Origin of the sequence: Lysinibacillus sp. NPDC097868 (assembly GCF_044761135.1) — a bacterium.
Lineage (GTDB): Bacteria > Bacillota > Bacilli > Bacillales_A > Planococcaceae > Lysinibacillus.
On sequence record NZ_JBIWBS010000001.1, the window covers coordinates 2,910,019 to 2,920,926 of the forward strand.

12 protein-coding genes and 1 riboswitch are annotated in these 10,908 nt (G+C 36.5%); of the genes, 7 read left to right on the forward strand and 5 right to left on the reverse strand.

Annotation, left to right across the window (positions count from 1 at the left end; translation table 11 throughout):
• Positions 1–214: 214 nt before the first annotated feature.
• Positions 215–333: riboswitch (SAM riboswitch) on the reverse strand.
• A 202-nt stretch (positions 334–535) separates the two neighbouring features.
• Entirely contained in the window at positions 536–2,122 is a 1,587-nt protein-coding gene (pckA, locus tag ACIQXJ_RS14555) for a phosphoenolpyruvate carboxykinase (ATP) (RefSeq protein WP_401009134.1), read from the forward strand.
• A gap of 103 nt (positions 2,123–2,225) precedes the next feature.
• A complete protein-coding gene (locus ACIQXJ_RS14560) occupies positions 2,226–3,197 on the forward strand; it encodes an alpha/beta hydrolase (RefSeq protein ID WP_403054744.1) in 972 nt (323 codons plus the stop codon).
• A 192-nt stretch (positions 3,198–3,389) separates the two neighbouring features.
• On the opposite strand, the gene ACIQXJ_RS14565 is transcribed toward ACIQXJ_RS14560, so the two are convergent.
• Genes ACIQXJ_RS14565 through ACIQXJ_RS14575 form a run of 3 tightly spaced genes read right to left on the reverse strand, consistent with a single transcriptional unit; the run spans position 3,390 to position 5,237 of the window.
• Positions 3,390–4,166 carry an alpha/beta hydrolase family protein gene (locus ACIQXJ_RS14565; RefSeq protein WP_403054746.1) on the reverse strand — a complete coding sequence of 259 codons (777 nt, stop codon included), beginning with the start codon at positions 4,164–4,166 and terminating at the stop codon, positions 3,390–3,392.
• Positions 4,150–4,617 (reverse strand): NUDIX domain-containing protein, encoded by a 468-nt coding sequence (locus tag ACIQXJ_RS14570; protein ID WP_403054748.1) that lies wholly within the window; start codon positions 4,615–4,617, stop codon positions 4,150–4,152. Before ACIQXJ_RS14570 ends, ACIQXJ_RS14565 begins: the two co-directional genes overlap by 17 nt.
• 59 nt (positions 4,618–4,676) lie before the next feature.
• Positions 4,677–5,237: a helix-turn-helix domain-containing protein gene (locus ACIQXJ_RS14575; protein ID WP_403054750.1), complete on the reverse strand. Its 561-nt coding sequence runs from the start codon at positions 5,235–5,237 to the stop codon at positions 4,677–4,679.
• A 259-nt stretch (positions 5,238–5,496) separates the two neighbouring features.
• Between ACIQXJ_RS14575 and ACIQXJ_RS14580 the strand changes: the two genes are divergently transcribed.
• Positions 5,497–6,963: an L-lactate permease gene (locus tag ACIQXJ_RS14580; RefSeq protein WP_403054751.1), complete on the forward strand. Its 1,467-nt coding sequence runs from the start codon at positions 5,497–5,499 to the stop codon at positions 6,961–6,963.
• Between the two features lie 38 nt (positions 6,964–7,001).
• Here the strand turns inward: ACIQXJ_RS14580 and ACIQXJ_RS14585 are convergent, their stop codons facing one another.
• Positions 7,002–7,319, reverse strand: a complete 318-nt coding sequence (locus tag ACIQXJ_RS14585; RefSeq protein ID WP_401009140.1) for a transposase — start codon at positions 7,317–7,319, stop codon at positions 7,002–7,004.
• A 133-nt stretch (positions 7,320–7,452) separates the two neighbouring features.
• Between ACIQXJ_RS14585 and ytzI the strand changes: the two genes are divergently transcribed.
• The 4 genes from ytzI to ACIQXJ_RS14605 all read left to right on the forward strand — a co-directional run bounded on the left by ytzI (position 7,453) and on the right by ACIQXJ_RS14605 (position 9,315).
• Positions 7,453–7,599 (forward strand): YtzI protein, encoded by a 147-nt coding sequence (gene ytzI / locus ACIQXJ_RS14590; RefSeq protein ID WP_403054753.1) that lies wholly within the window; start codon positions 7,453–7,455, stop codon positions 7,597–7,599.
• A 192-nt stretch (positions 7,600–7,791) separates the two neighbouring features.
• Positions 7,792–7,953, forward strand: coding sequence for a hypothetical protein (locus tag ACIQXJ_RS14595; protein WP_403054755.1), 162 nt, complete (start codon positions 7,792–7,794; stop codon positions 7,951–7,953).
• Complete coding sequence (gene yidD / locus ACIQXJ_RS14600; RefSeq protein ID WP_403054757.1) at positions 7,950–8,183, forward strand: membrane protein insertion efficiency factor YidD; 234 nt, start codon at positions 7,950–7,952, stop codon at positions 8,181–8,183. Before ACIQXJ_RS14595 ends, yidD begins: the two co-directional genes overlap by 4 nt.
• 106 nt (positions 8,184–8,289) lie before the next feature.
• Positions 8,290–9,315 carry a metal ABC transporter solute-binding protein, Zn/Mn family gene (locus tag ACIQXJ_RS14605; RefSeq protein WP_403054759.1) on the forward strand — a complete coding sequence of 342 codons (1,026 nt, stop codon included), beginning with the start codon at positions 8,290–8,292 and terminating at the stop codon, positions 9,313–9,315.
• 16 nt (positions 9,316–9,331) lie between these two features.
• On the opposite strand, the gene ACIQXJ_RS14610 is transcribed toward ACIQXJ_RS14605, so the two are convergent.
• Positions 9,332–10,504: a transglutaminase domain-containing protein gene (locus tag ACIQXJ_RS14610; protein ID WP_403054761.1), complete on the reverse strand. Its 1,173-nt coding sequence runs from the start codon at positions 10,502–10,504 to the stop codon at positions 9,332–9,334.
• Between the last annotated feature and the right edge of the window lie 404 nt (positions 10,505–10,908).

Here is a 10,908-nt window from a genome sequence, read left to right on the forward strand (position 1 = left end):
ATTAATACGGTACTCATTACCCATGTCAAGTTCGCTCCTGAAGGATAGAACTTTCAAGCCGTTGTTGCTTTTAACATGAGGATTTCGAAAGATCCGTCATTATAATAAGGAAAGAATTGTATATACTTACCTTTACATTCATTATGAAAATAAAAAAAATCCTTTTCTCACGTATTTTACATGAGGAAAGGAATAATGACTTCGTAACCTTTCACTCTTATCGTTCAAGGGTTTTTCCCTTGCATCAGGTTGGCACCAGCGCATGTCGTGAAATAGTTCATGCAGGTTGCCGGGTTTCACAGGGCCTGACCCTCCACCAGCTCGGGATAAGAGTATCCGTTCAATTCCTCATCTTACGTAAAAGGTCGAACGTTGTCAATTATTTTATGACTTTTTATTGAAAGTTATTTAAAACACGAAAATAATTTTTGAATTAGTATAGATTATTAAAGCAATTGTGTTATACTATTTTTGAAATTAAGAAAAACTCCCTCAAACTCAAGGGAATACTATAAAAAAGGATGGTATTTAATCGATGAATTCAGTAGAAATTGCAAACGAACTGAAGGAATTATTAAACGGCGGGAACATTAACGTTCAACTTTCAGTACCACAATTAGCGGAAAAAGCTACATCTCGTGGTGAGGCTATGTTAACAGTAGATGGCGCAGTTCGTGCAGAAACTGGCAAATACACTGGTCGTTCACCTAAAGATAAATATACGGTAGAAGAAGAAAGCACAAAAGATAAAATTGACTGGGGTAAAGTAAACCAACCAATTTCTTCGGAAGTGTTCGATAACTTATATGTAAAAGTAGTTAAATACTTAAAAGAACGTGACGAATTATTCGTATTCAACGGTTTTGCTGGTGCTGACAAAGATTCACAATTAAGCATCCAAGTAATCAATGAATATGCTTGGCATAATCTTTTCGCCCATCAATTATTTATCCGTCCAACACAAGAAGAATTAGCTTCTCATGTTGCTGACTTCACAGTTATCTCAGCTCCTAACTTTAAAGCAGATCCAGCTATCGATGGTACATCTTCTGAAACATTCATTATTGTATCACTTGAAAAGAAAATCATCCTAATCGGTGGTACTGAATATGCTGGTGAAATGAAAAAATCTATTTTCGGTATTATGAACTACCTATTACCACAACAAGGCATCTTATCAATGCACTGTTCAGCAAACGTAGGTGAAGCTGGCGATGTGGCATTATTCTTCGGTTTATCTGGTACTGGTAAAACAACTTTATCAGCTGACCCTGACCGCAAATTAATCGGTGACGATGAGCACGGCTGGTCTGACAACGGCGTATTCAATATTGAAGGTGGTTGCTATGCAAAAACAATTAACCTTTCTGCTGAAAAAGAACCTGAAATCTATAACGCAATCCGCTTCGGTTCTGTACTAGAAAACGTAGCTGTAGATCCTGAAACTCGTGTTTGTGATTACGATGATGTTTCATTAACAGAAAATACACGTGTTGCTTACCCTATCCAATATATTGAAAATATTGTTGATCCATCTGTTGCAGGTCATCCAAAAACAATCGTTTTCTTAACTGCTGATGCATTTGGTGTATTACCTCCAATCAGTAAATTAACAAAAGAACAAGCAATGTATCACTTCCTAAGTGGTTTCACATCTAAACTTGCAGGTACTGAACGTGGTGTAACAGAGCCAGAGCCAGTATTCTCTACATGCTTCGGTTCTCCTTTCCTTCCACTTCCAGCAACTGTTTATGCTGAAATGTTAGGTCAAAAAATCGATGAGCATGGCGCACAAGTATTCTTAGTAAACACTGGCTGGACTGGTGGCGAATACGGTACAGGTAGCCGTATGAAGCTTTCTTACACTCGTACAATGGTACGTGCTGCAATTGATGGTAAACTAAACAACGTTGAAACGACTCAAGATGCTGTATTTGGCTTACACATTCCTACAGCAGTTGAAGGTGTACCTTCAGAAGTGCTTAACCCACGCGATGCATGGGCAGACAAAGCTGCTTATGATGTAAAAGCTGCTGAACTTGCTGGTCTATTCAATGACAACTTCAAGAAATTCTCAAATGTTTCTGAAGCAATCACTAAACTTGGTGGTCCATTAAAATAATAATGTGGCTAAGGGAACGATTTATTCGTTCCCTTTTTTTTACCCGTTTTTATAAAAAATACTCTTCAATTTTTTATGTTTTGGATAGTATTGGAGGATACATATGAAAAAAAAATACAAAATATTAGTTGGCATCATCGTCTCATTATTTGTGTTGTTTACTGGAGCTGGATTTATTGCAGGCAATTACTTTTACAACTTGGCGTTAAATCCACAATCTGATAAAACAGCCGTTCTTGATGCACCACATAATTTAATTGATTCTAATCCGAATGAAGTGAAAGAGAAAGAGGCACGTGAAACATGGTTTAACAGCCATTACGAAGAAGCAACGATTCAATCCGTAGATCAACTAAAACTACATGCCTATTCCATTAAAAATCAAAATGGTTCAAACAAATGGGCAATTATTTTTCATGGCTATTCAAGTGATGGATTACAGATGACCAAGTATGCAAAACACTTCTATGACATGGGCTATAATGTACTTATTCCTGATGCGAGAGGTCATGGTAAAAGTGAAGGAGACTATATCGGAATGGGCTGGCATGATCGCTTAGATGTCGTGTCATGGATTGACAATACGGTTCAATTAAATAACGATGCAGAAATTGTCCTTTTTGGTGTTTCGATGGGAGGCGCCACAGTAATGATGGCATCTGGTGAAGAATTACCTACAAACGTTAAGGCAATCATCGAGGATTGTGGCTATTCTTCTGTTTGGGGCGAATTTTCTTATCAGCTAAAAGCGATCTTCCACTTACCAGCCTTCCCTATCATGTATTTTGCTTCAGCCGTAACGAAATTAAAGGCTGACTATACACTTGGTGAAGCTGATACGGTCAAACAAGTTGCAAAATCACAAACACCGATGCTATTTATCCACGGTAGTAACGACACATTCGTCCCTTCTTCAATGCTAAATGAAGTCTATGAAGCAGCCAATGTGCCTAAAGAAAAACTACTTGTTGAAGGTGCGGGTCACGGTAGAGCTGAAGATGTAGCAGGAGCAAAATATTGGGAAACAATTCAATCTTTTTTAGGTGCCAGTCACTCACACAATTTACTATTCTAGCCCTATATTTTATAACTAACATAATAAAAATCCACGAACACTCCTATGGCAACACAAGTAGCGTAAGACGCAATAAACGGCGCGATTAGCGACGGTTGCGGCTTACCATTTGCCAATGGAAAGCGCAGTGGATTTTTATGATTTATAAGTGCCAGTCACTCACACAATTTCACATGTCCCTTTGCGAGAACTTCATTGTTTCTTCATCCATTCGCACAAAGCGCGCACAGTTTCGCGATTTTGAGCAGGTGGATATTGATGTGCAAAACGGTAATCATACCACGTTTCAAACTTTTTATTGGCATCCTCTAAGAAAAATGCTAATTGCCTTGCATGTTCAATATCTACATTTTCATCACGATAGCCGTGAATAATAAGCACCGGTGCTGTAATGTGTTCAACTTCAAATAAAGGTGTACGTGCATCATAAGCCTCTGGTACACGATTAGGTGTCCCTCCAATTACGCGTTTCATCATACGACGCATATCCGTCCGCTCCCAATAAGTAGCTGTCGCATCTGAAACACCTGCCCACGTAACAACTGATGTAATATCTTTACGTAAAATTGCCGTCCACAGCGCCATAATACCTCCACGTGAAAAGCCAAAAACATGAATATTATCATTGCAAAATTGCTTTAGCACATCTACCCCATGCACTGCATCATAACGATCCTGACCGGCAAACTCATCACGACCTTCTCCCCCTCTATTCCCTCGATAGTAAGGGGCAAATACGATAAAACCTTGTGCGGCAAACTGTGCAACACGAGCTGGTCTCACCATGCCGATGCTTTGCATTCCTCCACGTAAATATAAAAACCCATCGTATGTACCTTCTGCCTTAGGCTCTGCTAGCAAACCTTTAACCCGTAATCCAAGTGATAAATAAGTAATTTCTGATAAGCGAATAGCTGGATTCGGTGAAGGGTATGGACGTTTTTCAACTATTTCACCATTGATCGTCATAGCGCTTCAGCTCCTCTAGCATTTTTTGCATGCCTTCGTCTTTCATATGAAAGCTTAAATTTTTGTGACTTACAAACTCTTCATCCGTTAGCCAAACCATACCTGACGTCTCCAAGTCAAACGCTACTTTCTCCTGACTTACAAATTGCGCAGTGAAGACTGTTTTACAAAACAATAGTTCTCCATGGACAGCGTATTCTGCAAACCAACGAAGATTTTTCACATGTACACCTGTTTCTTCAAATACTTCTCTAACAGCAGCTTGTTCTAATGTTTCGCCAGGTTCTACCTTACCACCTGGAACTTCTACGCCACGACGCTTATGAATCGTGCATAACCATTTATTTTTATGCTTTAAAAAGATAAGTACATGCTTCGGCTCAACTTCAAACTCACCTCTTGTAAAGCTTAAATCCACTTGAAAACCATTTAAATCTGTAAATGAAAACATTCCATTCCACTCCTATAATTATATTGTAACGAATGTATTCATTACGTTCTGCTGACTTATTATTTCATATACTGTGAGGAATCAATTACAAGGAAATAGTGACATTCTTCATTTGTTATATTGATAAATCGATGCTCTGTATCCGCTTCAAAAAAGAAGGAATCCCCTGCTTCTAATTCTTCATAAAAAGTGCCGCGTCCTAATTCAACACGTAACTTCCCGCTTTTAACAAAAATATACTCTTTCACTCCTGATTTATGTGCCGGAAACAAACCCGATTCTTTATTGGCTGGAATGATATTTAAAACAAACTCAATGCCTCTAGAAGGAACGGAAGGTGATAATAAATGACGTTGAAACCCAGACTTTTCGTCGACATATATTGGGCGTTCATCCTTTCTTATAACTACAATATCCCTTTTTTCCTGTTGATCTAACAAAGCAGAAAGCGTTGTATTTAATGCCTCCGCAATTTGACATGCTATTTGAATCGTTGGATTTTTTTCTTCTCTTTCAATTTGAGATAGCATCGAGGCACTCACGTTACTTACGACTGAAAGCTCCTGTAATGTCATCTTATTTTTTTTTCTAATAGCATTTACTTGCTTTCCAAATCCCATTATAAAAGCTCCCCTCGCTACTTCGTTATGCAGTCTAAAATATCTTATCCTTATTGGATCGTCCTACTATTATTTTTACTATAGTGAAATTTTTATTTCAGAGATTGCCCTTCTACTATGATATTGTAAATTATCTACAACAATCAACTTATAAGATAGTTCCCCTCCATACAGAAAAAATGACCAACATTACATATTTACACTTTAGTGAAAATAAAATATACTAAAGCGAATAAATAGTACATAGGAGTGTTGTTCAATGATAAAAGTCGTTTTAGCACTATTACCTTTAGTTAGTATTTTATTTATGATATTCATTTTAAAAAAATCTTCTATTTTTACTGGCACTGTCGCTTGCATACTTACAACCGTTATCGCTAGTTCTCCTGTATTTCACACCAACGTCGTGTTGCTTCCTAAACCTTTCATCAAAAGTTTTCTTACAACAGTGCCAGTAATTTATATTTTATTTTTTGGCATTTTATTATTTCATTTAATGGAGAAATCAGGAGCGATACAAAAAATAGCTACTGCCATCGCCACCTCTACCGATGACAAAACGTATCAAGTGTTGTTATTAGCTTTAGGGCTCTCACCTTTAATTGAATCTGTTAGTGGCTTTGGCTTAGCGGTAATTGTTATTGCACCTATTTTAATAGCTTTAAAATTTAATGCGATCCAATCTTCCCTCATTGCATTAATTAGTTTATGTATAATTCCTTGGGGGACGTTAGCGATGGGCACAATGATTGGTGCATCATTAGGAAACATTCCCTTAGAGGATTTAGGTGTTGGTAGTGCCCTTATGTGTATCCCTATTTATATTTATTTCGCCTTTTTAGTTACTTATATTGGGGTGGGAAAAAAAGCAATGAAAAAGAAACAATTGCAAATACTATGGATTGGATTGCTATTAGGTTTAAGCGTGTGGATTTGTAATCGTTACATCAGTGTGGAGCTTGCAGGTTTAGTTGGCTCTTTAACAGTTATCACCACAATTTTTATTATGATTACTTTACACAATGGGAGCAATCAGCTTCGTTCCAATGCGTTCTTAAAAAATATTTCTCCGTATTTGCTGTTAATCGTTTTATTGTTCGCTTCAAGAACCATTTCACCCATTAAAGATTTTTTAACGCACCTATTTACCGTAACGATAAAGTCTTATCATTTTCAATTATCTTTTTTATATTCGCCTGGATTTTTTCTCTTCATGGTTTGTCTTTTTACATGTATATTATTCCGTTTAAACAAAGCTTCAATAATCGATAGCATTAAATTAACAATCAATAAATGTTACCCAGTTTTGCTTACTACCTTTTTATATATCGTTGTTTCAGAAATGATGTCAGAGGCAAAGATGATTCAGCTACTATCTTTAACTGCTGCAAATTCTTTTGGTTCACTTTTTATATTCATTACACCTTTAATTGGCGCTACGGGGGGTTTTTTAACTGGTAGTAATACAGCTTCAAATACGATGTTTATTCGATTACAAACAGAAACTGCGGTACAGATTGGAGCTTCTCCCACCTTACTCGCTTGTATCCAAAATGTTAGTTCATCATTAATGACAATGGTAAACCCTTCTAGAGTCGCGTTAAGCTGTTCTGTTTGTAAAATAACTACCCTTGAAAACAGCATTCAAATAAAATTAGCTATAGTTGGTCTAGGTACACTTGCCATTATTTTTATAGAAATCATTATCCAATCACTATTCCTATAATTAAAAATTCAAGATAAAAAAATGTCTAGCACATAAAGCTAGACACGTTTATTGAAATATGGAAGCTGTTCTACAAACTCCTTTGTATCGTCATCTCCATATTCGTGAATAAGTGCGTAAATTTTCTTTAACCGTAAATCTAATTCATCATTTTCTCTGTCCAAATGATATTGTAAATAAGGCAATTGGGCACGCCACCCGTTCGCAATTTCTAATAGTTGCATTTGTTGAAATATTTTTTCGAAAACATCTAACGCTTGTCGGTCTACGTTGAGCTCGAAATTCCATTGACCCTCATATGGATTGGTATAATATGTTTTATGGGCAAGTGAAAAATATACACGCTGACGATCCATTTATAACACCCCTTTTTCCATAGTATGGTGGTAAAGAGTTTGTTTTATTCGCTGGAATGTCAAACTTCCTTCACAACTAAACTAGAGCATCTATTTTATAATAGGTATAATGAACAAGAACGGAGTGAATGCAATGAGTTTAGTCTCGCTCTTAACGGTAGCAATCATTATCGTTATTTTAGTGACAATTGCTACAATTGTTAGTGTTAACCGCGCGTATGCCTATAAACATACGGTAGATGAAAAGCCTAAACAAAGTTTTCATCAACACGATGAATAATCAATTATGCCTCTGTGTAATTGCGTCAGATGTTTTTCGGCCTGCTCGGAAAACTTCTGTATAAATCTGTTGGCAGTCGCAGGGCCTTAACTTGTTGCAGCCATGGGTTGAACCTAACCAAGCAAGTTAAAGACACATTCTTAAGATCATCTTTTATAATTACAATAACGAATAGAAAATGGAGTGAAAACAATGGGTGTGCCATTACCAATAATAATTATGATCGCCATGATGATGCTAATGTTTGGAGTCTCCGTCATTATCATTCTCAAGAAAAAAGGCGACTTTTTTACACAAACAATTGATGCTAAACCTGAGCAATCAAATACACATCACAAGGATGGTCAAGCATGAAATATCCCTTTATATGGCTCATTCAGTTTTACAGAAAATTCATCTCACCTATGACGCCACCAACGTGCCGCTTCTATCCAACATGCTCCTCATATGGACTAGAAGCTTTTCAAAAGCACGGTGCTATTAGAGGTCTAATATTAACCGTAATACGTATTTTAAAATGCCAACCACTTCATCCTGGTGGCTTTGATCCTGTGCCTGAAAAATGGCCTTCGAAAAAGAATTAATTTTCGGAGGTCATTTTTTCTTGTACTTTTTTCTGATGTGCGTTATTATAGAAACTGTCAAAAAAATAAATCGTAATGATTACTATTTGAAAGAGGTATCTATAATATGAAAAAAGTATTTCTATTTTTATTAATTACTGTGCTAGCATTATTTACAGCTGCCTGCGGTGATAAATCATCTACATCGAAACAGACGGCGGATGATAAAGACAAGTTATCCGTATACACAACTGTTTATCCATTGAGCTACTTTACAGAGCGAATTGGTGGCGATTTTGTAGAAGTGTCTTCTATTTACCCTCCTGGTTCAAACGAGCATACATTTGAGCCAACACAAAAAGATATGATGAAATTAGCAGATGCGAATATATTTTTTTACATCGGCTTAGGGCTAGAGGGCTTTGTTGAAAATGCTAAAAAAACTTTAGCCAATGAAGACGTTACAATGGTTGCAACTGCAGCTCAAATTTCCGATGAAAAATTAGCGGTTAGCACTGGCCATTCGCATGACGAAGAAGATGAAGCTGATCATGACCATGAGCACGATCATGATGCAACTGAGGAAGATCACCATGATGAGCATGAAGCACATGATCATGGTAGTGTCGATCCACACGTATGGCTCTCGCCTATTATTAGTCAAGATTTAGCTCTATCTATTAAAAATACATTAGTTGAAAAAATGCCAGCACAAGAAGCTACATTTACAGCAAATTATGAAGCTCTAGTAAAAGAGCTACAAGATTTAGACAGTGAATACAAAGCGATGGCTGATGCAACTCAAGACAAGACATTTTTTGTGTCACATGCAGCATTTGGCTACATCGCTGGCCAATATGGTTTAACACAAGTCCCAATTGCAGGCTTAAACTCACAAAATGAACCATCTCAAAAAGAACTAACAGCTATCGTCGATAAAGCAAATGACTTAAACATTCATTACATTTTATTCGAGCAAAATGTTTCTTCTAAATTAGCAGAAGTCATTCAAAAAGAAGTTGGTGCTCAATCACTTGTACTGCATAATTTAAGTGTGTTAACTAGCGATGATGTAAAAAATAATGAAACGTACTTTACATTGATGAAGAAAAATATGCAAACATTAGAGAAAGCACTTAATGAGCATAAATAATAAAAAAACTTACTTGTTAATCTGAAGAAGGAGGTGCCCCAAGCAAAGGGGACACCTCCTTTATTATGACGTATTTTTCTTGTGGCATTCTCTTTTCAGTTCTGTCAACGCCGATGAGCTTCTTTTGTCCAACTTTAGCATTCGTCTTTATATTCACAAAGATTGGACGAAGCGTAAAACTTCTCTGTAGAATGAATTTTTCATTTTGTTCATCGAAAACTATTTGAACAGACTTGCTGTTATTTTGGTCCTGATTGAATAACAAAGGAGATGGTTCTACTAATTGTTTTAGATGAAGTGTATTTTCTTCTAGCATAGCTAGCCCTCTATTATAGTTAAAATAATTAGTTAAAGGTTTCGTAAGAACCTCAACTTTAGTTATTTGCTGCCAATCAGCATATTTCTCACTTGTTGCCGCTGGAAAACTTGCATAATCCCATGTATGATCTTGTGCTAATTGCTTATCAGAAACGAGAAAATAGTTATAGCGTACCTCGCCCTTATGATCGGGCAATGGATCATCCCATGTAACATCAATATGGTACCACTCATTATCAAGCTTCACTAATACCCATGCATGCAATTGTTCTCCCACTTTACCTGGTACATATTGTACTTCAAAGTCTAGCATCTCTAACATCCGATATAGTACTAAAGCATAGGCCTGACATACACCCTTGTTTTCAGTAAGCAACGTGTATGGGGAATACTGACTTCCTTCACTATCCTTTGAATACTCAGAAGTTAAGACGATATAATCATGTGCAGCCTGTATTTTCTCCAGTTTGCTTAATCCATGCATAGATGCAACAATAGTTGTCAAAGTTTGCTCGACAAATGCCTCCTCTTCCTGTGAGATATGATAGGTAAACTGAAATTGAATGACAATATTATTTGCATAGCCATCATATTTCCATTTGAAACTAGAAATATTGGCGTAAATATATGGATCTGTAATGGCATGTTTAATAAGCTCTGTTAGTTGGTCTTTTAAGTCAGATATATTACCAGTGTATCGAATATCAAATTCAGTAGACAATTGCATCACTTCATTCTGAATTTGCTGTTGTAATGTTTCTATTGAATTAGCCGTTGCTATATTTTGTTGTTCATAATTTGCGAATACTTGCACATGACTCATTTGTAAAACAAATAATATAATGACAACATTATATATATATTTTCTCATATGAGTCATTCTCCTTTACTAAATAGTTTATGCCGCTCATTACTTATTATGTTAATGAATCATTAATTTAATCTAAAAAAATTGAGGGTTGGAAAATTTAAAGGGATAGTTTGGTGAAAAAGTAGATAGCAATACAGTGACGAGGTGAATAAAGCAATGTCGGCAAAATGCATCGCCAGTAATAAAAATCACTGGACAATTCATAATTTCTTCTATATCAGCATAATACCCTTATTTCTATGTCTTAAAAAAATCCACTGTGCTTTCTGACAGATTGTTGAGTGACTTTGTTGAGTGACTGGCACTTTAGCATAGACACCTATCAGAATATCGGCTTCTCAAAGCGTAAAAATCCACTGCGCTTTCCGCGGGCACGTTGTAAGCCGCAACCGTCGCTTTCGCGC

Excerpts from the sequence above, each read along its gene's own strand:
- pckA (WP_401009134.1), top strand. The coding sequence starts at position 536 with ATGAATTCAGTAGAAATTGCAAACGAACTGAAGGAATTATTAAACGGC.
- ACIQXJ_RS14575 (WP_403054750.1), bottom strand. The coding sequence starts at position 5,237 with ATGGGATTTGGAAAGCAAGTAAATGCTATTAGAAAAAAAAATAAGATG.
- ytzI (WP_403054753.1), top strand. The coding sequence starts at position 7,453 with ATGAGTTTAGTCTCGCTCTTAACGGTAGCAATCATTATCGTTATTTTA.
- ACIQXJ_RS14585 (WP_401009140.1), bottom strand. The coding sequence starts at position 7,319 with ATGGATCGTCAGCGTGTATATTTTTCACTTGCCCATAAAACATATTAT.
- ACIQXJ_RS14605 (WP_403054759.1), top strand. The coding sequence starts at position 8,290 with ATGAAAAAAGTATTTCTATTTTTATTAATTACTGTGCTAGCATTATTT.
- ACIQXJ_RS14565 (WP_403054746.1), bottom strand. The coding sequence starts at position 4,166 with ATGACGATCAATGGTGAAATAGTTGAAAAACGTCCATACCCTTCACCG.
- ACIQXJ_RS14570 (WP_403054748.1), bottom strand. The coding sequence starts at position 4,617 with ATGTTTTCATTTACAGATTTAAATGGTTTTCAAGTGGATTTAAGCTTT.
- ACIQXJ_RS14595 (WP_403054755.1), top strand. The coding sequence starts at position 7,792 with ATGGGTGTGCCATTACCAATAATAATTATGATCGCCATGATGATGCTA.
- ACIQXJ_RS14560 (WP_403054744.1), top strand. The coding sequence starts at position 2,226 with ATGAAAAAAAAATACAAAATATTAGTTGGCATCATCGTCTCATTATTT.
- ACIQXJ_RS14610 (WP_403054761.1), bottom strand. The coding sequence starts at position 10,504 with ATGAGAAAATATATATATAATGTTGTCATTATATTATTTGTTTTACAA.
- yidD (WP_403054757.1), top strand. The coding sequence starts at position 7,950 with ATGAAATATCCCTTTATATGGCTCATTCAGTTTTACAGAAAATTCATC.
- ACIQXJ_RS14580 (WP_403054751.1), top strand. The coding sequence starts at position 5,497 with ATGATAAAAGTCGTTTTAGCACTATTACCTTTAGTTAGTATTTTATTT.